This is a genomic window from Streptococcus parasanguinis (assembly GCF_001073155.1).
Taxonomy (GTDB): Bacteria; Bacillota; Bacilli; order Lactobacillales; family Streptococcaceae; genus Streptococcus; species Streptococcus parasanguinis_D.
The window spans coordinates 20,092-44,375 of record NZ_JVEE01000040.1; the positions used below are offsets into that span (position 1 = coordinate 20,092).

A 24,284-nucleotide genomic window follows, 5' to 3' on the forward strand; every position below is an offset into this window, starting at 1 on the left:
CTATGACAAGCCATAAAATATACATAAAAAGCGAACGTTGAATTCAAAACATGTTCAAACAATGTTATTTTCGCGAATTTTAGGTATAATAGTTCTATCAAATATAAAGGAGTCCCTTATGAAAACAGATATCGAAATTGCTCAAAGCATTGAACTCCAACCGATTGTGGACGTTGTTAAGAAAATTGGTTTGGATGACGATGATCTTGAATTGTATGGAAAATACAAGGCGAAATTGAGCTTTGATAAGATTCGTGATGTTGAGAAAAATCCAGTAGGAAAACTCATTTTAGTCACTGCGATCAACCCAACTCCTGCTGGAGAAGGGAAATCAACCATTACAATTGGACTGGCAGATGCTTTGAATAAAATCGGTAAAAAAACCATGATTGCCATTCGCGAACCTTCTTTAGGACCGGTTATGGGGATTAAAGGTGGTGCTGCTGGAGGTGGTTATGCCCAAGTGTTACCGATGGAAGACATCAACCTTCATTTCACAGGGGATATGCATGCCATCACAACGGCAAATAATGCTCTTTCCGCTTTGATTGACAATCATTTGCATCAAGGAAATGAGCTCGGTATTGACCAACGTCGCATTATCTGGAAACGTGTAGTGGATTTGAACGACCGTGCTTTGCGCCATGTCAGTGTAGGTCTTGGCGGTCCTTTGAATGGGATTCCGCGTGAAGACGGTTTTGATATTACGGTTGCTTCTGAGATTATGGCTATCCTTTGCTTGGCGACAGATATTGAAGATTTGAAAGGCCGTTTGGCTAATATTGTGATTGGTTACCGCTATGATCGCAGTCCAGTTTATGTCCGTGATTTAGAAGTGGAAGGGGCTCTTGCCTTGATCCTTATAGATGCGATTAAGCCAAACTTGGTTCAAACCATCTATGGAACTCCTGCCTTTGTTCACGGTGGTCCATTTGCCAATATTGCCCATGGATGTAACTCTGTATTAGCAACGACGACAGCTCTTCATTTAGCGGACTATACGATTACAGAAGCAGGATTTGGTGCTGACCTTGGTGCTGAAAAATTCCTCGATATTAAAACTCCAAACTTGCCTACTTCTCCAGATGCAGTAGTGATCGTAGCGACACTTCGTGCCCTTAAGATGAATGGTGGAGTTACCAAGGATGCTCTGACTGAAGAAAATGTAGAGGCTGTTCGTGCTGGTTTTGCCAACTTAAAACGTCACGTTGAAAATATTCGTAAGTTTGGCATTCCTGCGGTAGTTGCCATCAATGAATTTATCACCGATACAGCAGCAGAAATTGCTGCTTTGAAAGAATTGTGTGCTGAAATTGAGGTACCAGTAGAGCTTGCGAGCGTATGGGCGAATGGTGCTGACGGTGGAGTTGACCTTGCTGAAACGCTGGTTAAGACCATTGAAACAAGTCCAGCTAACTACACACGTTTGTATGATAACAACCTTTCTGTAGAAGAAAAAATTGAAAAAATTGTGACGGAGATTTACCGTGGTAGCAAGGTAAACTTTGAGAAGAAAGCTAAGACACAAATTGCCCAAATCGTGAAAAATGGTTGGGATAAGTTGCCAATCTGTATGGCCAAAACACAATATAGCTTCTCCGATAATCCAAATGCCTTGGGAGCTCCGGAAAACTTTGAAATTACTATTCGTGAAGTGGTTCCAAAATTGGGAGCAGGCTTTATTGTCGCTTTGACTGGGGATGTGATGACCATGCCTGGTCTACCAAAACGTCCAGCTGCTTTAAATATGGATGTGGCTGCTGATGGAACAGCGATCGGCTTGTTCTAATAGACGCCTGATGACAAAAAATAACTTCTGTTCAAATGAGCAGAAGTTATTTTGTTATGGACTTGTCGAATGTTATGATGCAAGAAGCTGATGACTGGCTTTGTGGTAGGTAAACCAAAGTTGAAGGGTCATTGGAACCCAAATGAGAGGCTCACAAAGAATGACTCCTATATAGCCTGTATGAGGGATAATGAAAAGTACAGAGAGAATTTTTCCTGTTAACTCGATAAAGCTAGAAATCAAAGGGGTCAATTTTCGGCCGATACCTTGGAGGGAATTCCCTAAAATCAAGAGACATCCTAAGACCGGATAGAAGCAGGAGCTGATTTTCAGATAGAGGCTGGCATTTGCGATCAATTTAGGATCGCTAGATCCAGATATGAGGCTTGTCAAGAAGGGGCTTGTAAAGAATAGGAGGATGGCAACAATGATCGACCAAACGAAGGAGAGAAGACAAGCTTGTTTGACCCCTTTTTGAATCCGTCGAAAGCGTTTAGCACCAAAGTTTTGCGAGGTAAAGGTCGTCATACTAGTGGAAATAGCAGCCATTGGTAGGAGGGCAAAGGACATGATCCGACGCGCTGAGATATGAGCACTAATGATGGTCATTCCAAGCTTATTGATAGCTGATTGTAAGATGACTGTTCCGATAGAGACAATAGAAGACATGAGCCCCATGGTAAATCCCTGACTGATTAAGTCCTGATAGAGCCTTTGATCCCAAACAAAATCGTTGCGATTTGGCAGGAGGAAAGGCACTTTTTTGCGAATATAAAAGAAACATAGAAGTGCAGAGAAACTTTGCGCAATAATGGTCGCAATCCCAGCGGATTGGACTCCGAGATGGAGTTGGGTAATAAAATAAAGATCAAGAAGAATATTGAGAACGGCAGCGATAATCAAGAAGTAGAGTGCCGCTAAGCTATCGCCAACCGCTCGAAGAAGTCCGGCACAAAGATTATAGGCAAAGGTCACAGCTACACCATTGACAATAGTGGAGATATAGAGATAGGACTGAGCTATAATAGCTGACGGGGTCCCTAAAAACTGGAGAAGGGGATAAAGACCCACAACACCAATAGATATCACGAAGAGACTGAGGATGCCGCCAATAACAGCAGTTGCTGCGACAGATTTTCGTAATTGGTCATCGTTTTTAGCTCCATAATTTCTCGCGATAATGATGCCCATCCCATTTCCAACACCGACAGCAAATCCAACAATCAAATCAAAAATAGCAGAGGTCGCCCCAACGGCTGCCAATGATTTTTGACCTAAAAATCGTCCTACAATCATGACATCCGAAGTATTGTAGAGTTGTTGGAAGATATTGGATAAAAGAATAGGAAAGGCAAAACTTAAAAGAGTAGGTAAAATAGGACCATCTATGAGGTCCACACGTTGAATTCTTTTCATAGTGCCATTATACCAACTTCAGTAACTAGCGACAAGCATCAGTAGTTGAATCCCCTTACATTTTTTGATATAATCGTGTCAGAAAAGGAGGCCATATGAGCTTAACGAGCCAATTAATCACTGAAACGTTCCCAGATCTGGATAAGGTCGAAAGGCTGAATATCGAAGCATTTCCAGAAGAAGAGCGTGTTCCTTTATCAGAATTTTTACGCTATACGGACAATGACGATGCCAATTTCTTTGCTTTTTATAACGAGGAAGAATTTGTCGGATTTGCTTTTTCAATCTATAATCAGAAAGCTTTTTATGTCAGTTTCTTTGCCATTATGCCACATTTAAGAAGCCACGGATATGGTCAAGAAATCATTGAAAAATTGGTGGAATTTTACCAAAGGACCATGATTCTTGAAGTGGAACGTTTAGATGAAGAATGCGACAATATAGAGCAGCGTCAGTCTCGGATGGATTTCTATAAGCGAAATGGATTTAAAACTGCTAATGCCTTTTTAGAATACGACGGACTTAGCTTTGAAATTCTCTATCGAGGCGATCAATTTGATGAAGAGGCTTATCGGGATATCTTCCATAAACTGCAGGCAGAGAATTACTTTGATTTCCGTATTGAATACCGACGCTTTAGTGATCATTAGACATGATATAAAAAAGTTCTCAGCTAATTTGCGGAGAACTTTTTTTGGTTAGTAAATAAATAAATAGTTCACGATACTCATGATTTGTGAAAAGAACCAAGGCAGAAATAGAAAAGCTAAGAAAGCAGCATGCCATTTCCAATAGAGAGAAACTAGCCCAACCGTCTCTCGGATCCAAGCCGATGGGAGATAATAAAAAGCTGTTTTTGAACCGACACTGCGTCCAGGGATTTTTAATCGTCTCATAAAGACACCAGCCCGAAGAGCGTGAAAGGAATTGGTCACCACAAGGACACTCTTTCCTAGTTCCTGATCTTTAAGAATAGCCTTGCTAAAGGTCAGATTCTCAAAAGTCGTTCGAGAACGATCCTCAATCAAAATGTCTTCCTGTGGTACACCCTGTTCCATCAGGTAGTTTGCCATAGCTTCCGCCTCTGAGATTAATTCATCAGCACCTTGTCCACCAGAAACAATCAGTTTTGGTCTTCCCTCGAACTGCTCATAGATAGCCTTTCCTTTAGTGAGACGCTGGACCAAAAGTGGTGGTACTTTATCCCCAATTAGACCGGAGCCAAGGACAATGATAGCATCCGGCTCTTTACGAACGGGGAAGTAATTGCAAAAAGTCCCATATAAAACATAAGAAAGATAAAGAAAAGTCGAGTAAAAGAGAGCAAAGTCTGTTGGATAAATCAAGAGATCTTTTCCTGGGAAATCAGGAAGAAAATGAAGCGCCAAGGTGCCGATAATAAAGATCCCATATAGGAGTGAGAGGAGGTTAGCAAACCTTTTACCTTCAAAAGACATCATTTGACGGCCGTTAAAAAGAAGAAAAATAGTTGAGAAAATAATGCTGAGTAAAACAAGGATAGCAAGTACTGAAAAGATAATGATGGCAACCTTTTGGTTAAACCAGAGCTCCGTACGAACAACTAGTAGGAGGGCAGAAATCAGGAGAAAAATGCCGAAACTTATTGAAAAGAGATAAGCATTGATCAGTCGTCTGCGGTCGTTCATAAAGAAAATTAAAAAAATGGTAGCTGGAACCAACCAGAATAGATAGAGAAACATGATGACTCCTAAACATAGTAGTAGTTCAATTGTAACACAATTGGCTAAAATGTGCTTATGAACTCCACAATCGTTCAATGTTGTTAAAAGCCTTAACTGCTAATTGAGAAAATCAATAGATTCAGAAAAAAGGAATTGCCGTGGTGGATAAAAGCTGTTATACTGGATAAGATTGAAAAATGTAAAGGAGAACACATGTTACGTAAAGGTTCCTTAACAGGTTTGCTGTTATTTGGTATTTTCTTCGGTGCAGGGAATTTGATCTTTCCACCTGCGCTAGGTGCCCAGTCGGGTAGCCATTTTTGGCCAGCTATTGCTGGATTTGTCTTATCAGGAGTAGGAATTGCGATTATCACCTTGATTATTGGGACACTCAATCCTAAAGGGTATATCTACGAGATTTCACGAAAAATTGCTCCTTGGTTTGCCATCGTTTATCTGGTAGCCTTGTATCTGTCTATTGGTCCATTCTTTGCTATTCCAAGAACGGCTACTGTTTCTTACGAAGTTGGAATCGCCCCCTTGTTAGGAAATGCCAATGGAGGACTTGGTCTCTTCATTTTTACCTTGATTTATTTCTGTTTGGCCTATTTGATTGCCTTGTATCCTTCTAAAATCTTAGATAGTATTGGTCGGATTTTAACACCTGTCTTTGCTATCTTGATCGTTGTACTCGTTGTCCTTGGTGCGCTCAAGTACAGCGGACACGCACCTCAAGTGGCAACAGATGCCTACAAAGCATCTGCCTTTGGGCAAGGTTTCCTTGAAGGGTATAACACTTTGGATGCTCTTGCTTCAGTAGCCTTTAGCGTCATCGCAGTGACTACTCTTAATCAACTTGGTTTCACCAGCAAAAAAGAATACATTAAAACGATCTGGATCGTTGGGATCGTTGTAGCCATTGGCTTTAGTATTTTGTATATTGGATTGGGTTATCTTGGAAATCACTTCCCAATTCCAGCAGAAGTGATGGCTTCCGATGCCAATAAGGGTGTTTATGTCCTCTCAGAAGCAACCAAGGCTATCTTTGGCCCAGTTGCTCAGATTTTCCTAGCAGGAATGGTAACGGTGACTTGCTTTACCACAACAGCAGGTTTGATCGTATCGACAGGGGAATTCTTCCATAACACTTTCCCTAAAATTTCTTACAAAATCTATGCAACTCTCTTTACCTTGATTGGATTTTCCATTGCCAATCTTGGTTTGAGTGCCATTATTGCCTATTCATTGCCTGTTTTGATGATCCTCTACCCAATCACCATTACCATTGTGTTGATTGTCATTGTGAATAAATTTGTGGCCCTTTCAAAAACAGGGATGCAACTGACTATTTTCTTAGTTAGCTTGGTGGCGATTGGAGATGTTCTGGCAAGTACCTTTAAACTTGCAGGACTAGCAAATATCATTAAGCACTTGCCGTTTGCTGCCCAATCCCTCCCATGGTTACTACCAGCAGTCGTTGGTATGGTCCTTGCTCTGTTCTTGCCCAATAAACAAAGTGCAGAAGAAGAATAAGATTTACTAGAAACTCTAAAGTTCCCCGCTTTAGAGTTTTTTTATTTTGAAACTAGTACCTAAAGAGTTTCTTTAAATACAAACCGTAGCAAAAATTTTTAATTTAAGGAATGGCATGTTATACTATTTCTAACATATCAATATACGGAGCGTTTTATGAATCAAATCGTTTTCTCTTTCACTGTCTTTCTGGCAGGGATTCTCTCCTTTTTCTCTCCCTGTGTCTTTCCTTTGCTCCCGGTCTACATCGGCGTTTTGCTAGGAAGTGATCAGGAAAAATCCGTTCAGATTTTTGGGAAAAAGATACGCTGGCATGGCATCGTTAAGACCTTGTGTTTTATCGCAGGTATTTCTGTTATTTTCCTTATCATAGGTTTCGGAGCTGGCTTATTGGGGCAGGTTATGTATACCAACTGGTTCCGCTACGTGATGGGAGCGCTGATCATTATCCTTGGTCTTCATCAGATGGAAGTCTTTCATTTTCACTTCCTTGAGAAGCAAAAATCAGTAGATTTTGGAGCCAACAAACAGAAGAATGAGTTGTTTTCAGCCTTTCTTCTTGGTCTTGGCTTTAGTTTTGGTTGGACGCCTTGCATTGGCCCTGTATTAGGATCGGTTCTAGCATTAGCAGCATCCAATGGACAAGATGCCCTCGTGGGTGCTCTCTATCTCTTTATCTATACATTAGGGATGGCCATCCCATTCTTGCTCTTAGCACTGGCATCAGGCCTTGTATTGCCTTATTTCAATCGTCTCAAACCCCATCTCTTGTTGCTGAAGAAAATCGGTGGAGCCATCATCATTATTATGGGGATTCTATTACTCTTGGGACAATTAAATAGCTTGTCTTCAATCTTTTCATAAATCAAATGGAGGTATTATACCTATGAAATTTATCAAATATACGTGTTTTTCAATCCTCTCAATCGCTTTACTGTCTGCTTGTTCGATGGAGCAATCAAGTGAGAGTGGTATGAACAATATGAGCAATCAAACCATGACCAACACAACCTCAAGTAAACATCCCTTAGTAGGAAAAGAAGCGAGTGACTTTGAGCTAAAGGATATGAAGGGGAACACGGTTAAACTTTCAGACTACAGAGGTAAAAAGGTTTACTTGAAATTCTGGGCGACTTGGTGTGGTCCTTGTCGCCAAAGCATGCCTGAACTCAATAAATTAGTTGAAGAAAAGGACCGGGACTTTGAAATTCTGACCATTATGGCACCAGGACTCCAAGGTGAAAAAACAGAGGAAGAATTCGTCAAATGGTTTGATCAACAAGATTACAAGTCAGTACCGGTCTTGTACAATCCAGACGGTTCTTCATTTGCAGATTATCAAGTTCGCTCTATTCCTACAGAAGTCTTTATAGATAGCCACGGAAAAATTGGACATGTACAATTAGGGGCTATTTCAAACGAAGATGCTAAGAAGATTATCAAAGACTTACAATAAAAAAATGAAGCACGAAGCTTCATTTTTTTATTAGTTGCTTGCACCAGAAGTGGCATCGGCATCTCCGTGCCCTCCGTCACCATGTCCTCCAGCATCTGAAGCACCAGAAGTTGCATCTGCACTACCGTGTCCACCAGCAGGAGCAAATGGACCGCTTCCGCCAACTAGACGTTGGCCAGTTGTTTGAAGATACCAGTCCAACCATGGTTTGAAGTTGAAGACAATCTCGTTGATACCCGCGTATGAACCATCTTCATAATACATAGCTTGGTAGTTGTGGGTGTTGATCACCCCTTCAGGTGACCCCGGAACAATAGTACGGACATAGTCTTGGTTTCCGTTGCGAAGAGTGCCGATTACCCATTCAACGTTTTTCATACGTGCGGGTGGAAGAGATCCATGAACCGTCGACATCCGGCTTCCTGATTGAGGTGGCACGCGTTTGGCAAACATGGTATCAGGATCTTGATGGGCATTGTTGTAGTAGAGGAATTGGTTGTTATCATCTGCGTAGGTTAACTCAAAAGGCATAGCTTTCAAGAACATATCAATTTGATTAACAGTTAGGATACCATGGTCTAGTTTCACATAGGTATCACCAGAAACAGCACCTGTAAGTTCAGCTACTTTTTCAACCCAATCTGGATCATCCGGATCTACCTCAGTAACAGTTGTAGCAATTGGATGATTACAATCTAAATCTTCTGGTTCAATTGGTTTTGGTTTTTTCAATTTGGACACAACCTCAACGTATTTCATAAAATTATCCAAGCAAGTTTCAAGGAATTTGACGGTTCCTTCGTTGATGATATTGCCATCTTCGTCAAAAGCTTCTTTTGCTTTTCCAAGAAGGAATTCATTACCTGGAAGAGTATAAGCATTGACACCTGGAGCATCAAGGATCTTGCGGAGGTGAACCTGAGCACGTGATGTCCCTTGATCATAGTAGGAAGCACCAACGATCATGACTGGTTTGTTTTCAAATGGATGCACCTCAAAAGATAGCCATTCAAGAACAGATTTAAGAGCTGCAGAGATCGTATGGTTATGCTCAGGAGTTGCAATAATAACCCCGTCTGCACGATTAATTTTATTGTATAAGAGACGCAATTGGAAACTTTCGTCCCATTTTTCATCTTGGTTAAACATTGGAACTTCGTCGATTTCTAGAACTTCCAATTCAAATTTGAGCTTAAATTTGCGTTGAATGAATTCCAAGAGTTTACGGTTATAAGATTGATCATAGTTTGATCCTACAAGTCCAACAAATTTCATTCTTTTCAGTCTCCTATCTTACAAGTTTTCCCAGTCAAATTCTTCAGCATCTTTGCGAAGTAATTCTTGGGCGTTGCGCAATTTGTCTGTGATTTTTACAAACACACGGAAATCATTGAAGACGGCATCTAATTTTTGAATGACATCTAAATCCACCAAGTCTCCATTTTGATCAAAGGCTTGCAATGAATGGGAGAGCAAGAATTCATCTGGCAAGACATTTGCTTTGATTTCTGGAGCATTTAAGATTTGGCGAAGTTGGAGTTGGGCGCGTGAAGATCCCAAGGTACCGTATGATGCCCCAGTAATCATGACTGGTTTGTTCAACAATGGGAAGACTCCGTATGAGAGCCAAGCTAGAGCACTCATCAAGACTGCTGGAATAGAGTGGTCGTATTCTGGAGTCCCAATAATCACCCCATCAGCTTCTTCAATTTTGGCAACAATCTCTAAGACAGCTTCAGGCACTTGTTTGTCGGCTGGTTTGTTAAAGACAGGGATATCTTTAATTTCGACCAATTCGATCTCAGCCTTATCAGCAAAATGTTTTTGCATGTATTGAAGCAGTTGACGGTTTGTAGAACGTTTGGAGTTAGTCCCCACAATCGCAATAAGTTTTATCATGGAAAATTCCTTTCTGATAGGAGAATTATAAATAAGATTGAAGCCCACTTGTATAGGCGATCTTGCCTGATTGAGAAACCAATAAGGTATCTATACCAGGAAGTGATTCAACAGTGTTGAGGATAGAAGCAGGAGATTCCCCGAACAAGCGGGTAGTCCATATCTCCCCGTCTACGGATCGATCAGATATGATGGTGATACTGGCTAAGTCTGTCTCGACCGGATAGCCCGTCGCGCTATCAAAGATGTGGTGAAACGACTGGCCGTCCACTTCTAAATGACGCTCGTAGATGCCAGAGGTGACAATAGATTTATCCTTGACAGAGAGGACCAGTAGGTGCTGACCTCTTTTTTCGACTGGATTTTGAATGCCAATCCGCCAAGGTTGCTGTTTGACGGGATGTTGACCGACAGTGAGGATATTTCCTCCAAGATCGATCAAGGCATCTGTTACTCCCTGGCTCTTTAAAAAGGTCGCAATGCAGTCTGCACTATAGCCCTTAGCCAAGGCACCTAAATCGATCTTCATTCCAGGACGCATAAGAAAGACCGTATGGTTTTCTGGGTCGAGCTGAATTCGGTGAGGATCGATCATGGTCAGAGCTTGATTAATTTCCCCTTGCTGGGGACGTCTAGCATCTGAAAATCCAATTCGCCAGGTCTGTACAAGAGGACCAATGGCGATGTTTAAATGGCTGTTTTGAGCTTGACTATGCAAGGTTCCTAATGCAATCAGTTCAAAAAGATCTGGATGAACTTGGACAGGAGCAATACCAGCTTGGTAATTGACCTCCATGAGTTCAGAACTTGCATCATTGGCACTGAAGCGATGTTCGTAGGAGCGAAGAAGTTCAAAGCAGCGGGCTAAGAGTTCATTCGCTTGTGGGTGACAGATCGAAACAGTGATGGTCGTTCCCATCAAACGTTCGGATCGACTACTTAGGTCCACTAAAAATCTATCCTTTCCTATTTTCACTTACTTACAGTATATCAAAAAGATATCGTTTTCACAATCATTTCAAGCATATTGTTTGACATTTTTTGAAACATGTGAAGTGGGATTTTCTGGAAAATTGAAAAAAAGATCACAAATTCTGAGCAAAATAATTGTAACCGATATCATTTTTATGATATACTCAAGAAGTAAATTAAATTAAAGGTAGGATTTATTCTATGAGTAAAATCGTTGTTGTAGGGGCTAACCATGCCGGAACAGCTTGTATCAACACTATGTTAGATAATTTCGGAAATGAAAATGAAATTGTAGTTTTTGACCAAAACTCAAACATTTCATTCCTTGGATGTGGGATGGCGCTTTGGATCGGTGAACAAATCGATGGTCCTGAAGGTCTTTTCTACTCTGACAAAGAAAAATTGGAAGCAAAAGGTGCAAAAGTCTACATGAATTCACCTGTTCTTTCAATTGACTATGACAACAAAGTGGTTACAGCGGAAGTTGATGGAAAAGAACATAAAGAATCTTACGAAAAATTGATCTTTGCGACTGGATCAACACCAATCATTCCTCCAATTAAAGGAGTTGAAATCGTACCTGGTAACCGCGAATTCAAAGCAACTCTTGAAAATCTTCAATTCGTTAAATTGTACCAAAACGCTGAAGAAGTGATCGAAAAATTGAAAGACAACAGCAAACACTTGAATCGTATCGCCGTAGTTGGTGGTGGTTACATCGGTGTTGAACTTGCTGAAGCTTTCGAACGTCTTGGTAAAAATGTTGTCTTGGTGGATATCGTGGACACTGTTTTGAATGGTTACTACGACAAAGACTTCACTGACATCATGGCGAAAAACTTGGAAGACCACAACATCCGTTTGGCACTTGGACAAACTGTTCAAGCGGTTGAAGGAGATGGTAAGGTAGAACGCCTTGTAACCGATAAAGAAACCTTCGATGTAGATATGGTTATCTTGGCTGTTGGTTTCCGTCCTAATACAGCTCTTGCTGATGGTAAGATCGAACTCTTCCGCAACGGTGCCTTCCTTGTTGATAAGAAACAAGAAACGTCACTTCCAGGTGTATACGCAGTTGGTGACTGTGCGACGATTTTCGATAACGCTCGTAACGAAATGAGCTACATCGCTCTTGCATCTAATGCGGTTCGTTCAGGTATTGTTGGTGCCTACAATGCGACTGGTCATGAATTAGAGGGAATCGGTGTTCAAGGTTCTAACGGTATTTCTATCTACGGCCTTCACATGGTTTCAACTGGTTTGACTCTTGAAAAAGCGAAAGCTGCAGGCTTCAATGCCACTGAAACTGGCTTCAACGACCTTCAAAAACCTGAATTTATCAAACACGATAACTATGAAGTTGGTATCAAGATCGTCTATGATAAAGACACTCGTCAAATCCTTGGAGCTCAAATGGTATCACGTGATAGTGCCATCTCAATGGCTATCCACATGTTCTCACTTGCGATTCAAGAACACGTTACGATTGATAAATTGGCCTTGACTGACTTATTCTTCTTGCCACACTTCAACAAACCATACAACTACATTACAATGGCAGCTTTAACTGCTGAATAATGAATAATTGAAAAACAAAGCTAGCGGTGCTAGTTTTGTTTTTTTCTGATTTTCCATGTATTCAGAGGCAGTGAAATAAGGTATAATGAATAGGATAAGAGTTTGAAGGAGTTAGGGAATGTCTGCTAAAGAAGAAGCCTTAAAAAAGGAATTTCATTTTGCCTCTAGTTCAATTGTGGCCCATATTGTCAGAGGTGTTCTGGTTGGGATCGTTGTGGGCTGCATCGTCTCAAGTTTTCGTTTTTTGATCGAACATATTTTTCATTTTGTTCAAGGCGTTTACAAGGAGATGTCTGGTCAACCACTTTATTTACTGGCGATGCTGTTGGGGTATGGGGTGATCGTACTGATTGCTGGCCGACTTATTCGCACCAATCGGGATATCAAAGGATCAGGAATTCCGCAAGTCGAAGCAGAGCTTAAGGGCCTATTGGCGGTAAGCTGGTGGGATACCTTGTGGAAGAAGTATATTCTAGGTGTCTTGGCCATCGGAAGTGGCTTGATGCTTGGTCGTGAAGGTCCTAGTATTCAATTAGGGGCAATGGGTGGAAAAGGAGTGGCCCATCATTTGAAGGTCAGTCCGGTTGAGGAGCGGTCTTTGATTGCAAGTGGGGCTGCTGCTGGCCTTGCCGCTGCCTTTAATGCACCTATAGCGGGGCTCTTATTTGTGGTTGAAGAGGTCTACCATCATTTTTCACGCTTCTTTTGGATTTCAACCTTGGCTGCTAGTTTGACGGCTAATTTTATTTCACTCAATGTCTTTGGTCAAACACCAGTGCTTCATATGCCACAAAATATTCCGCCACTCCATCTGTCTCAGTACTGGATTTATCTTTTTCTTGGAGTCTTTTTAGGGGCAGCGGGTTATGTCTACGAAATAGTGGTTCTCAATATCGGTCGCCTGTATCGTTTGCTAGAGAAGATTTTCCGTGTTACTTCACATTATTCCTCTTTATTTGCCTTTGTCTTGATTCTTCCAATCGGCTATTTTCTTCCCCAAATTCTTGGTGGTGGGAACCAATTGGTCTTGGATTTAGCTCGAGTACCGTATCCAGTGCTGACCATCCTTCTTTATTTTGCGATCCGTTTCATCTGGAGTATGTTGAGCTATGGTAGTGGCTTACCAGGTGGCATCTTCCTGCCTATACTAGCATTAGGATCACTTTTAGGGGCCATCGTTGGAACCTTCCTCCAAAACATTGGCTTTATCTCTCAAAATCAGTTACCTCTTTTCATTATTTTAGGTATGAGTGGGTATTTTGGGGCTATTTCAAAAGCGCCTCTGACAGCTATGATCTTAGTAACAGAGATGGTCGGTGATATTCGCAGTTTAATGCCCCTAGGCATGGTGACCTTGCTGGCTTATATGATCATGGATCTCTTCCATGGAGCGCCAGTCTATGAAGCCATGCTCGAGCAATTGTTGCCGGATAAGGCGCAAGAAGAAGGAGAGTTGACTTTAATTGAGATCCCTGTATCAGAAAAGATTGCAGGTAAGCAAGTTCATGAACTGCACCTCCCTCAAGATATCTTGATCACCACGCAAATGCGAAGCGGTAAGAGCTATACGGTCAATGGCGCGACTCGCTTGTATCTAGGGGATAGCATCTTTGTGGTGGTTAAAGAATCCGAAATCGGACGGGTCAAAGATATTCTTTTGTAAAAGACAGATTTTTAGAAAAGTTTTTCTATTATTAAATTTTCAGACAATTATTGAAAAATGAGAAAATATCTGGTAAAATAAGTCCAAGAACAAAAGAGGAGAAGTCTTTCATGAAAAAATATAGTCTACTCTTATTGAGTGTTGCTCTTTTAGCAGGGTGTGCAAATTCTACTAGCAAACAGTCGAGTCAAAAGACGCAAACCAGCTCAACGGTGCACTTGTCAAAGGCTGACCAGAAGACCTTGGACAATGCGACAGCTGAATACAAAGACTTTGTTGAAATGCAAATTGACCAATTGCTCAAGGATACAGAAGGATTCCGAGCTACCCTAAAAGACGGGAATTTGGAAGAAGCCAAAAAGCAATACCCCTTGATCCGTATGGCCTATGAACGTTCCGAACCGATCGCTGAAACTTTCGGAGAATCGGATGTCAAGATCGACTACCGCTTGGTGGATTATGTGGATGAAAATAAATCAGAAGATGGCTGGTCAGGTTTCCACCGGATTGAGCGTATCCTTTGGGAAAACAATACTACAGATGGAACAGACAAATATGCTGACCAACTGGTGAACGATATCAAGGAGTTGAAAGCTAAAATTGCTACAGTAGAAGTTACACCGGATATCATGTTGACTGGGGCTGTCGATCTGCTCAATGAAGTGGCAACGCAAAAGATTACAGGTGAAGAAGAAGTCTTCTCTCATACAGATCTTTACGACTTCCGTGCAAACATTGAAGGGGCTGAAAAGATCTTCTCTCTCTTTAAACCTTTGATTGAGAAAAAAGATGCCAAATTGGTTAAAACCTTGGAAGCAGAATTCAAGAATGTTAATGCTTTATTGGACAAACACATGACAGATGATTCAAACTATAAGTCTTACACAGATTTATCCAAGGAAGATACCAAGGGATTGGCAGAAGCTGTGACCAAACTTGGTGAACCTTTGTCTCAAATGGGTGTGATTTTAGATGGGAAATAAGAAACATGGCTGACGAAAAATTTTTAGATAAAAAAATGGACCGTCGTGAATTTCTTAAAAAAGCAGGTATTGGAGGGGCTGGTCTAGCGCTGGGCCTCTCTGGTGCATCTGCTTTTTTCGCTAATCAAGACAGTTCCAGCAAAAAAGCTTATGATGGGGATGAAGACGTCTCCTTTTATGGCAAGCACCAAGCAGGGATTACGACACCAATGCAGAAGGCTTGCTACTTGGTTGTATTAGATCTTCATACGACGGACAAAAAAGAAGTCATCCAGCTCTTTAAAGACTGGACTGATTATAGTAGTAAATTGGTCGAAGGAGAGTTGGTCAAAAAAGATGGGGCCAATGCCTTCTTGCCACCAACAGATACAGGTGAAACAGTGGGACTCAACCCCTATCGCTTGAGCCTGACTTTTGGGGTTTCTGCTTCCTTTCTAAAGAAACTGGGCTTGGAGTCCAAACGTCCGAAACTTTTTCGTGATTTGCCTCCATTTCCAAAGGAGCAGTTGCAGGACAAATACACTGGTGGCGATATCGTCATTCAGGCCTGTGCAGATGATGAGCAGGTAGCCTTTCATGCGGTACGAAATCTGATTCGTAAGGGTCGCAATACCATTACCATGAAGTGGAGCAAATCAGGATTTGCAGCTATTGGTGACCGAAAAGAAACGCCCCGCAACCTCTTTGGTTTCAAGGATGGAACAGCAAATGTCACGACTGAGAAGGACTTTGATAAGGTCGTCTGGACTGACAGCAAGGACTGGATGAAGGGTGGTTCCTATATGGCTCTTCGCCTAGTGCAAATGCACTTGGAAACTTGGGATCGAACCAATTTGCAGGAACAGGAAAATACCTTTGGTCGCTACAAGGAGTCCGGTGCTCCCTTTGGTAAAACCAACGAATTTGATGAAGTAGATTTATCTAAACTACCAGTTGATTCACATGTCCGTTTGGCCAAAGAAGTCGATCGACCGATTTTACGCCGGTCATATTCCTATTCGGATGGCATCAATGAACAAACCGGGCAATTTGATGCAGGCTTGATCTTTATCGCCTTTCAAAAGGATCCGAACAGCTTTGTCAAAATCCAAACCAACTTGGGCGCAGTAGACAAAATGAACGAGTATATCACTCATATCGGAAGTGGACTCTTTGCTTGCTTTGCAGGCGTTGAGAAAGGAGGGTATCTTGGTCAAGCACTCTTTGAATAAACTCTTGATCCTTTTAGGCCTTCTTGCCTTGTTCTGGACTCATCCAGTGGCTGCGGAGTCTTATAGCGATCTCTTTATCAAGATCACGGATGCAACAACCGCTGTACAAAATAAGGACCAGAAAAAGGCCAAGGCATTAATCGCTGAGATTCAGGCTGATTTTGAATCCAAAGATCACCATGATTCCAAGGCAGGGAAAAAAGTTAACCAAGCCCTGGCTATAAAAGGGGAGGTAACCAAAGACGATCTTACCAAGATCTCATCAGCCTTGCTGGCTTTTGAAAAAGAGCAAAATCCGGTCGATTTAGAGGCGGAAAAAGACAAACTCGTGAGTCGGCTCGCACCTTATTTTAAGAACCTACAAGAGGCCATTACAGCTAAGGATCTGGATAAAACCCGTCAAACCTATGCTGATCTCAATAACACCTGGACGCGAAACGAAGCGGTGGTAAGAGATCACAGCACAGCCTACTATGGCAAAATCGAGACGGCCATTTCGCTCTTGCGCAGTAGTATTGAAACAGAGCCTACTGATTTCACTAACATCCAGTCCTCTTATAATGACCTCAAAATTGGGATTGATGCCTTTGTAAAAGGAGAAGCCATTAGCAGTGCCAGTACGGATTTGACGTTGAAAGATGGGATCAAGCTTTTGGAGAAGGCGCAAAGCCAATTTCAATCCGGCGACGATAAATCTGCTGCAGCGACTATGAAGCAGTTCATCACGATCTGGCCAACCATCGAGGGAGATGTTAGCACGACCAATCCCAGTCTCTACACGCGCGTAGAGAGCGAATCCCCGGTCATTATGGTCAAGGGGAAAGAAAAGGCCTATCAAGAGAAATTACAAGCCTTGATCAAGGACCTGTCTGCGATCGATACGACAGCTTCTTACAACGTCTTTGACGCCATGTTAATTCTTCTGCGTGAAGGAGTAGAAGCTCTTCTGATCGTCATGGCGCTTGTAACGACCCTTAAAGCCACTAAGATGAGGAAAGGCCTCAAATGGGTTTACGGTGGAGCTATTGCTGGTGTTCTTGCCAGTGCAGCGATCGCTCTTGTTTTGCAAGTAGCATTTCCAGCCGTTACTTCGGGGTCTAACCGGGAAATCATAGAAGGTGGTGTTGGGATTTTTGCTGTGGTCATGATGATCCTCATCGGAATTTGGCTCCACAGCAAGTCCTCTGTCAAACAGTGGAATGCCTTTATGGACCGTCAAATGAAGACCGTAACGGCTACAGGAAGCTTTGTCTCTATGTTTGCTCTCAGTTTCTTAGCAGTCTTTCGTGAAGGGGCTGAGACCATTCTCTTTTATGTTGGGATCATTCCTCGGATTACAACTGCGAATTTCTTACTGGGAATCGGGCTTGCTATAGCCGTTCTCATCATCATTGCAGTGGCTATGACCAAGGCTAGTCAAGCTATCCAACCTCACAGAATCTTTTTCATTCTGACTTGGTTGATTTACGCCTTGGCCTTCAAGATGCTCGGTGTCAGCATCCACGCCCTGCAGTTGACTAATATCCTATCGAGTCATTTGGTCAATGGACTTCCTACCATTGATTGGGCAGGGATCTATCCAAGCTGGGAAGTTCTTCTTCCCCAACTACTCTTTGTGGCCCTGATCGCCCTTATCACGGTGAAACAACATGGCAAAGAATAGAGCAGATAAAATGACCATTGTTGAACATTTGGTCGAATTTCGAAAACGATTGATCGCAGTGGTCTTGTGTTATATTATCGTCTTTCTGGTGGCTTTTGTATTTGGTGGAGAACTCTACCAAGCCTTGACTGCTAGCTTCCATCAAAAACTGCTGGTACTGGGACCGAATGATATCCTCTGGATCTATGTATCGCTGGCCAATCTCACAGCCTTTAGCCTGACCTTGCCCTTTATTGTCTACCAGATTTGGCAATTTGTAAGGCCGGCTTTGAAGGAGAAGGAGGCGCGTGCAGTCTTTGCCTACATCCCAGCTAGCTTTATTTGCTTTGTGCTGGGGCTTGCATTTGGTTATTTCTTTGTCAGTCCAGCTATTTTAGAGGTCTTGATGCGCTTGGGAGAAGGACTGTTTGATACCCAATTGACGGCACAAAATTATTTAACCTTCTTATGGCACACCACCTTGCCTTTAGGGGTCTTGTTCGAGTTACCAGTTTTGGTTGCTTTTCTGACCTCGATTGGGCTCTTGACACCACAGTTTTTAATAACTTACCGACGTTACGCATACTTTGTCCTGCTGGTCTTAGCCGTCGTGTTGACGCCAGCGGACTTTATTAGTGACTTGGCCATGACACTCCCTTTGATCCTCTTATTTGAAGTCAGTGTCGCCATCAGTAAAGTCATCTATTCAAGAAAAAGGAGAAACTAATGGGAATTTTACGTGATATTGGAGCACCAGGTTTGATCATCATCATCCTGGGCGCCCTCTTGATTTTTGGACCAAAACGCCTGCCAGAGTTGGGCCAGTCCATCGGCAAAATGTTTGCTGAATTTAAGACAGCTGTCAACAAAGGCAGTGAAGAAGCCGATCAAGACACCAAAGAAGCTAAAGAAGAAAAAGAATAATCAGACAATTTTCAAAATTCTATTGAGTTCGATTGCATAAAAAGGTATAATAAGAAAAGTACTTGCAATCGACGAAGGAGGAAACCATGATTATTACGATTTTGTCACTCATTTTCTATTTTACCTATATCGGATTCTTATGCTGGTTGGTCGTAAAAATTGTCGAAAAATTGTTCAATTTCTTGTTGAACCGTTAATTAAGAAACAATCCATTTCACCCTGTGTGAGTGGATTTTTTGTATCCAATTCAGTTAGAAAGATTAAAACAAAGAGGTTTTAACGGTCTCAGATTGAAGATAAAGTCATATAAAAACTTTCCTTAAGTGAGTACGGACGTCAGCGAACTTCTTAGAAGTTCCATGACTAAATCAAGATACAAAGGACGTCAGCGGACAAAGTCAAAATAGGAATTTAGAAAGCAAGTGAAACAACACAACAAAACCATCGTTTTACTGACTGTTTTGTTTATTGCTATGCTTTCCATTTCAATGTTTTTATATCTTTCAACTCCTAGTATTTTTTGTTACTAGTGATGGACTATATCGTTTGTTTTTCTTATCTATTTTATAAGAAAGTTAAGCTTAATAGAAATACAGTAATTACAAGATTCTAATATTTTCTGTTATAGCTTTATGTGGCATGGGTATAAATTGATATAACTTTTATTATCTATGGTATAATGAGATAAATTTGGAGTTGTAGAGGTGAGCATTTGGAAGGACATAGACCTGATTTTAGAGATATTAAATCATTTGAAGAATTTAACAGATACTACTGGTATCGAGAAGAGCTTTCACAAATTTGTAAGTACCTTGGATTAGAATACAGATGTACAAAAAAAGAATTAAATCATATTATAGAACAATATTTTAAGGGAAATAGAGTAGAAAAATTTTTGAGGAAAAGAAACAAAAATCAAACCGAAATAATAACCCTAAATACATCATTACTTGAATGTGGGTTTTCCTTTAATCAGAAATTTCGTGATTATTTTTCAGCTGTAACAGGTGTTAATCCGTTTAAGTTTAATGCTGATATGGCAACTGCTTGGAGAAAAGTAAAATGGGACAACAACATAAATTTTACAATCAAAGATATGATTAAAATATACTATGGAGAGTCAGACTACGCCAAGTATGATAATTCAGCTTGCCAATGGAATCAATTTCTAAAAGACTTTTGTGCAGATGAATTTAGCAATCATTACTCCAACAAGTTAAAAGTTGCGGCTATCCTTTGGAATGAAGTTAGAGATTCAAAAAATAAAAAAATTTATTCACGGGGACTTCTAAAAGAATATAGCTACAAAATAGAGGAGTACTGTAAGTAAACAATTTCAAGTTTGTCGAACGGAATATAAAGTAATAAAGACGTTAGAAATAAAAAATCTATCGTCTTTTTCATGCCTATTTTCAATTTATATTGCTATCAATAAATAGGGAAAACTCGCAAGAGTTGCTAACTAGTATTTCAAACGCCTCTCACTAATATATACACGACAAAATGCTAATCTTCCTATATCCTATTTTTCGCAACTCTAGTATATCAGATGAACATGTCTTTTGTGTTGCACTTCATTTTTCAACAGGGCAAATAAAAAGATAGTTGAAAACTATAGAATATTGAAATTACGCTATTTTTAGTCCAACTGAAACTCATACTTTCCAAACCAGACTTAAAAAAGCTCGTAAAGCATCACAATTTAGTAAAGGTTAATTCGTTACTGGAATTACTTACAAGATCTTAGCACTCTGTTTCTGCAGAGTGCTTTTTTGTTTTATAGAATATAAGAAAATAGAATACGGATATGGTATAATGGAGTAACAAGTATTTCATTAGAGGAAGTGGCCAGATGAAAATTATAGTTGATCGAGATTCAGTTTGTGCCGGAGATGATATTTACAACCATGAGATGACATTCGAGGTGCCAGAAAGCCTCACTGTTGCTGAATTCTTTAACTTCGTGCAGAACCATGGCTTCTTAGCTGCCATTCAAGGAAATGATGTAGCGTGGGGGCTTCAAAATAGCACGGGTAAAATCGGAGAGTATTTTACAAAAACAGGAGAAGTCACGCATTCAGAAATTAACATTAAAGATAAAATTGATGAAGCTGGTGGCAAACCTAATTTCTATGTACGCTATTATAGTAACCCGGAATGGGCAAGAGAAAACAGTAGTAGAGGATAAGCTTGAAGAAGAAAGAGTTTTTAGTCCGAATGAATTTGAAAAACAAATTGCTTAGTTAATAGCACTCCTTCTACGAGATTATAAAATTCATTTTACAATCTCGTAGAAGGGGTCCAGCAACCTGAGGGCGCTATCCTTCAAATTTTTCTCCCAAAATGTGTCCAAAATATTGACAGAATTCCAAGAAGACCTTCAACCTCTGTTAGAGGATTATTTGAGAGCTAATTCAGAATACTGGAAAGAATACCAAGATCAGTTCAGAGAGCTATTTGACAAGGATTTTTATCAAAAACAACGAGAAGAAATAATGTCTACAGGCTATGTGGTTGATAGTCTGAAAGCTAGTCTCTGGTGTCTAGGGACAACAGAGACTTTTGAAGGAGCTGCTTTAAAAGCGGTCAATCTCGGAAATGACACCGATACGATTGGTGGCATCACAGGAAGCTTTGCTGGAGCTCTCTATAAACTGGAAGGTATTCCAGATAAATGGGGACAACAATTGGTGAATAGAGAATTGATCGATGAAAAATGTCAAAAATTGATAGAGTGCCTAGGTCAGTTAGATCTATTTATGAATGTGGAATACTTGCTTTCTCTGCTAGATGATCTAGCAGAGAAAAATTTTTATTAGATATGACATCAGTCAGCTAAACCCTTTTAGCTGTCTTTTTTTGCTAGCGACTCGGTCACTAACTTGCTTGTCAAAGTATAATTCGGTATCATAGATATATAATGCTTGGTAAGTAGCCCTATTGTCAGTTCGGAACAAGTAGATAGGAGAAGAGGAGAAAAACTAGTGGATAAAGACCAATTGATAGAGAAACCAGAAATAAATATTGTTGGGGTTATTGCAAATCATCAGTTTAACTGGTATATTTGTTCAAACGATATGTGGACAATGGATATCGATAAATATATTCAGGCATACCAGGAAGCAGGTCTGAATGTTGATTTCTCCTATTTACCTGAGATTCAACAGAATCTTCATGTGATTACAAAAAGCAATCTTGAGAGCTACTTAGAAATGTATAAAGATGATTGGCTGAAGGTGACGGTTGAAGAATTGATCGAAATGATCAAACGCTCAATAGATTGTGAGGACTTACATTCAGAGATTATTTTTGAAGGAAAAGGTTTACTCCCGGATCTTTTAATCGATTTTGATAAAGAGGAGTTTTATTCAAACCATCTGGGGATGAAAAACTACGAAAGATATGTTCCGAACGGATGAAAAGTTTTTTCAGGATGTTTTGATCAGTTGATCCCTAAAGAGCAACAATATTGGATTGAAAAGACTGGCGCTAACCAATGAAGTAACTAATAATAAAATTAAAAAAGGTAAGAAACAATGAAGCATTATTTTATCGGTGGCCTAGGTGGCAATTGCTACCATCTGGCGCCACTTATCGATGAGCTCGGCTTTCCGGTAACCTTTCTAGATCCCTACAGGGAAATGATTCAGACAGAAAAAGATCTTCGTGCTTGGTTTCAAGGTCAGATTGACCAGGCGGAAGAGATCTGTTTATTGGGGCATTCCTTGGGTGGAGATTTGGCTCGTTATCTTGCTTCAGAGTTTCCTCAGATAAAGGCTCTGATTCTCTTGGATGGGGGTTATCTGGATATGGAAAAGATCCTGCCTTTGAAGGAAGAGCTAGAAGGTACATCATCCTTCATGAAACAGCAAGTCTTTTCGACATTGGAAGAAGCCGTATTAGCAGAATTCGGTGATGGAACAGATCCTACGCCTATAGCGCGAAAAGCAGTAGAGGCTAGCTATCGCTGGAATCCAGCGAGTGAACAATATGAATTAAATCTAGATCTAGAAAAAGTCTTGGCCTTATTGCGCTTGAGACGTAGCATCAAGGCTGACCAGATTCCACTTTCGGACCAGTCTGTCCTCTTTATTGGCCCTCGATACCAAGAAGAACCTGAATGGAGGAAAGTAGCTCTGAATCGACTAGATCCCAAGATCCAGCAAGTCTTACTAGAAGGCTTGGGGCACGAACTGTATACAGAGGCACCAGAAATTGTAGCTAGAGAAGTCAACAATTGGCTCCAAAATGTTCATAAATAAAACCTGGTTCTCTTTTTGAAACAGGTTTTATCTTTTAATTTCCGAACGTTATTTCCTATAAAATCATTCCCGTTGCATTAAGTCCGTATCTTTGATATAATCTATCAAGGAAACGTCAAGAGACGTAGCGATGCGCTTGCGCATAGGTAGGTCAGTTTTTAGAAAAGAGATTTTACAATCGATGTTAAATGAATTTCCTATTTTCGACTATGAAGATATCCAGTTGATTCCCAACAAATGTATCATCAATAGCCGGTCTGAAGCAGACACAACCGTTCAATTCGGAAAGCATACCTTCAAGCTTCCAGTAGTTCCTGCGAATATGCAGACGATCTTGGATGAGAATGTAGCAGAGCAGTTGGCGCGTGGTGGATACTTCTACATCATGCACCGCTTTGATGAAGCAGGTCGGATTCCTTTTGTCAAACGTATGCATGAGCAGGGTTTGATCGCTTCGATTTCGGTTGGTGTTAAGGAATACGAATACGACTTTGTGAGTCAATTAAAGGCAGATGCGCCTGAGTACATTACCATTGATATCGCACACGGTCATGCGGATAGTGTCATTCGGATGATCCAACACATCAAGAAAGAATTACCAGATACCTTTGTCATTGCTGGAAATGTAGGGACACCTGAGGCTGTTCGTGAATTAGAAAATGCGGGAGCTGATGCGACTAAGGTCGGAATCGGCCCTGGTAAGGTTTGTATCACCAAAGTTAAGACTGGATTTGGTACAGGTGGTTGGCAATTGGCTGCTCTTCGCTGGTGCTCAAAAGCAGCGCGAAAACCAATTATTGCGGATGGTGGGATTCGGACCCATGGTGACATTGCCAAATCGATTCGTTTCGGGGCGTCTATGGTCATGATTGGTTCTCTCTTTGCAGGTCATATCGAAAGTCCTGGAAAAACGATAGAGATCGATGGAGAGTCTTTTAAAGAGTACTATGGATCTGCTTCAGAGTACCAAAAAGGTGCTTATAAAAACGTCGAAGGCAAGAAGATTTTATTGCCTGCCAAGGGTCATTTGCAAGACACCTTGACAGAAATGGAACAAGATTTGCAAAGTTCGATCTCGTATGCTGGAGGCCGAAAATTAGCAGATTTGAAACACGTTGACTATGTGATCGTTAAGAATTCCATCTGGAATGGCGATGCACACTAATTGAATTACTTATTTATTTCACGAATGGGCGTGATGTTTCTACAAGGTGCCGGAACACCTAACAATAAGTAAGTCGAGATAAATCCTT

General features: G+C 40.9%; 23 protein-coding genes and 1 riboswitch. Of the genes, 18 read left to right on the forward strand and 5 right to left on the reverse strand.

All coding sequences use genetic code 11. From position 1 onward, the window contains the following. Nucleotides 1-118 precede the first annotated feature (118 nt). Nucleotides 119-1,789: a formate--tetrahydrofolate ligase gene (locus tag ADH92_RS06950; RefSeq protein ID WP_049497915.1), complete on the forward strand. Its 1,671-nt coding sequence runs from the start codon at nucleotides 119-121 to the stop codon at nucleotides 1,787-1,789. Nucleotides 1,790-1,861: 72 nt separating this feature from the next. Here ADH92_RS06950 and ADH92_RS06955 read toward each other — a convergent pair whose 3' ends face one another. Next, a complete protein-coding gene (locus tag ADH92_RS06955; protein ID WP_049497916.1) occupies nucleotides 1,862-3,205 on the reverse strand; it encodes an MATE family efflux transporter in 1,344 nt (447 codons plus the stop codon). Nucleotides 3,206-3,300: 95 nt separating this feature from the next. Between ADH92_RS06955 and ADH92_RS06960 the strand changes: the two genes are divergently transcribed. Then, complete coding sequence (locus tag ADH92_RS06960; protein WP_049497917.1) at nucleotides 3,301-3,855, forward strand: GNAT family N-acetyltransferase; 555 nt, start codon at nucleotides 3,301-3,303, stop codon at nucleotides 3,853-3,855. Between the two features lie 48 nt (nucleotides 3,856-3,903). Here ADH92_RS06960 and ADH92_RS06965 read toward each other — a convergent pair whose 3' ends face one another. Continuing rightward, nucleotides 3,904-4,926, reverse strand: a complete 1,023-nt coding sequence (locus ADH92_RS06965) for a YdcF family protein (RefSeq protein WP_049497918.1) — start codon at nucleotides 4,924-4,926, stop codon at nucleotides 3,904-3,906. Between the two features lie 195 nt (nucleotides 4,927-5,121). On the opposite strand from ADH92_RS06965, the gene brnQ reads away from it, so the two are divergent. From brnQ to ADH92_RS06980, 3 genes are all read left to right on the forward strand, one after another. Further along, complete coding sequence (gene brnQ / locus ADH92_RS06970; protein ID WP_049497919.1) at nucleotides 5,122-6,441, forward strand: branched-chain amino acid transport system II carrier protein; 1,320 nt, start codon at nucleotides 5,122-5,124, stop codon at nucleotides 6,439-6,441. Between the two features lie 156 nt (nucleotides 6,442-6,597). Beyond that, nucleotides 6,598-7,305: a thiol-disulfide oxidoreductase-associated membrane protein CcdA2 gene (ccdA2, locus tag ADH92_RS06975; RefSeq protein WP_049497920.1), complete on the forward strand. Its 708-nt coding sequence runs from the start codon at nucleotides 6,598-6,600 to the stop codon at nucleotides 7,303-7,305. Nucleotides 7,306-7,327: 22 nt separating this feature from the next. Continuing rightward, a complete protein-coding gene (locus ADH92_RS06980) occupies nucleotides 7,328-7,897 on the forward strand; it encodes a TlpA family protein disulfide reductase (RefSeq protein ID WP_049497921.1) in 570 nt (189 codons plus the stop codon). A gap of 30 nt (nucleotides 7,898-7,927) precedes the next feature. Here the strand turns inward: ADH92_RS06980 and ADH92_RS06985 are convergent, their stop codons facing one another. Genes ADH92_RS06985 through ADH92_RS06995 form a run of 3 tightly spaced genes read right to left on the reverse strand, consistent with a single transcriptional unit; the run spans nucleotide 7,928 to nucleotide 10,745 of the window. Next, the gene (locus ADH92_RS06985) at nucleotides 7,928-9,172 is read right to left on the reverse strand and encodes an NAD(P)H-dependent oxidoreductase (protein WP_049497922.1); all 1,245 of its coding nucleotides are present in this window, start codon (nucleotides 9,170-9,172) and stop codon (nucleotides 7,928-7,930) included. A gap of 18 nt (nucleotides 9,173-9,190) precedes the next feature. Further along, a complete protein-coding gene (locus ADH92_RS06990; protein ID WP_037607883.1) occupies nucleotides 9,191-9,796 on the reverse strand; it encodes an NADPH-dependent FMN reductase in 606 nt (201 codons plus the stop codon). 25 nt (nucleotides 9,797-9,821) lie between these two features. Then, nucleotides 9,822-10,745, reverse strand: coding sequence for an FAD:protein FMN transferase (locus ADH92_RS06995; RefSeq protein ID WP_023918075.1), 924 nt, complete (start codon nucleotides 10,743-10,745; stop codon nucleotides 9,822-9,824). Between the two features lie 224 nt (nucleotides 10,746-10,969). Between ADH92_RS06995 and nox the strand changes: the two genes are divergently transcribed. The 13 genes from nox (at nucleotide 10,970) to guaC (ending at nucleotide 24,196) form a co-directional block, all read left to right on the forward strand. Further along, a complete protein-coding gene (gene nox, locus ADH92_RS07000; protein WP_049497924.1) occupies nucleotides 10,970-12,346 on the forward strand; it encodes a H2O-forming NADH oxidase in 1,377 nt (458 codons plus the stop codon). A gap of 118 nt (nucleotides 12,347-12,464) precedes the next feature. After that, the gene (locus ADH92_RS07005) at nucleotides 12,465-14,009 is read left to right on the forward strand and encodes a ClC family H(+)/Cl(-) exchange transporter (protein WP_049497925.1); all 1,545 of its coding nucleotides are present in this window, start codon (nucleotides 12,465-12,467) and stop codon (nucleotides 14,007-14,009) included. A gap of 110 nt (nucleotides 14,010-14,119) precedes the next feature. Then, nucleotides 14,120-14,992 (forward strand): iron uptake system protein EfeO, encoded by an 873-nt coding sequence (gene efeO, locus ADH92_RS07010; RefSeq protein ID WP_049497926.1) that lies wholly within the window; start codon nucleotides 14,120-14,122, stop codon nucleotides 14,990-14,992. Between the two features lie 5 nt (nucleotides 14,993-14,997). Continuing rightward, on the forward strand, nucleotides 14,998-16,203 hold the full coding sequence (efeB, locus tag ADH92_RS07015) for an iron uptake transporter deferrochelatase/peroxidase subunit (protein ID WP_049497927.1): 1,206 nt from the start codon (nucleotides 14,998-15,000) through the stop codon (nucleotides 16,201-16,203). Continuing rightward, nucleotides 16,181-17,866, forward strand: a complete 1,686-nt coding sequence (locus ADH92_RS07020; protein WP_049497928.1) for an FTR1 family iron permease — start codon at nucleotides 16,181-16,183, stop codon at nucleotides 17,864-17,866. Before efeB ends, ADH92_RS07020 begins: the two co-directional genes overlap by 23 nt. Further along, entirely contained in the window at nucleotides 17,853-18,572 is a 720-nt protein-coding gene (gene tatC / locus ADH92_RS07025) for a twin-arginine translocase subunit TatC (RefSeq protein WP_045759424.1), read from the forward strand. The genes ADH92_RS07020 and tatC overlap by 14 nt, the downstream gene beginning before the upstream one ends. Then, nucleotides 18,572-18,769 carry a Sec-independent protein translocase subunit TatA/TatB gene (locus ADH92_RS07030; RefSeq protein ID WP_003007243.1) on the forward strand — a complete coding sequence of 66 codons (198 nt, stop codon included), beginning with the start codon at nucleotides 18,572-18,574 and terminating at the stop codon, nucleotides 18,767-18,769. The genes tatC and ADH92_RS07030 overlap by 1 nt, the downstream gene beginning before the upstream one ends. Before the next feature lie 712 nt (nucleotides 18,770-19,481). Further along, the gene (locus ADH92_RS07035) at nucleotides 19,482-20,099 is read left to right on the forward strand and encodes an SAP domain-containing protein (protein WP_049497929.1); all 618 of its coding nucleotides are present in this window, start codon (nucleotides 19,482-19,484) and stop codon (nucleotides 20,097-20,099) included. A gap of 522 nt (nucleotides 20,100-20,621) precedes the next feature. Beyond that, entirely contained in the window at nucleotides 20,622-20,957 is a 336-nt protein-coding gene (locus ADH92_RS07040; RefSeq protein ID WP_024055827.1) for a hypothetical protein, read from the forward strand. Nucleotides 20,958-21,114: 157 nt separating this feature from the next. Next, entirely contained in the window at nucleotides 21,115-21,588 is a 474-nt protein-coding gene (locus ADH92_RS07045) for an ADP-ribosylglycohydrolase family protein (protein WP_239681858.1), read from the forward strand. Between the two features lie 165 nt (nucleotides 21,589-21,753). Beyond that, nucleotides 21,754-22,188, forward strand: coding sequence for a hypothetical protein (locus ADH92_RS07050; RefSeq protein WP_049497930.1), 435 nt, complete (start codon nucleotides 21,754-21,756; stop codon nucleotides 22,186-22,188). 117 nt (nucleotides 22,189-22,305) lie between these two features. Further along, a complete protein-coding gene (locus tag ADH92_RS07055) occupies nucleotides 22,306-23,031 on the forward strand; it encodes an alpha/beta fold hydrolase (protein WP_049497931.1) in 726 nt (241 codons plus the stop codon). A gap of 181 nt (nucleotides 23,032-23,212) precedes the next feature. After that, on the forward strand, nucleotides 23,213-24,196 hold the full coding sequence (guaC, locus tag ADH92_RS07060) for a GMP reductase (RefSeq protein WP_049473228.1): 984 nt from the start codon (nucleotides 23,213-23,215) through the stop codon (nucleotides 24,194-24,196). Next, nucleotides 24,186-24,281, forward strand: a riboswitch (purine riboswitch). (Overlaps the previous gene by 11 nt.) The last annotated feature ends 3 nt before the right edge of the window (nucleotides 24,282-24,284 follow it).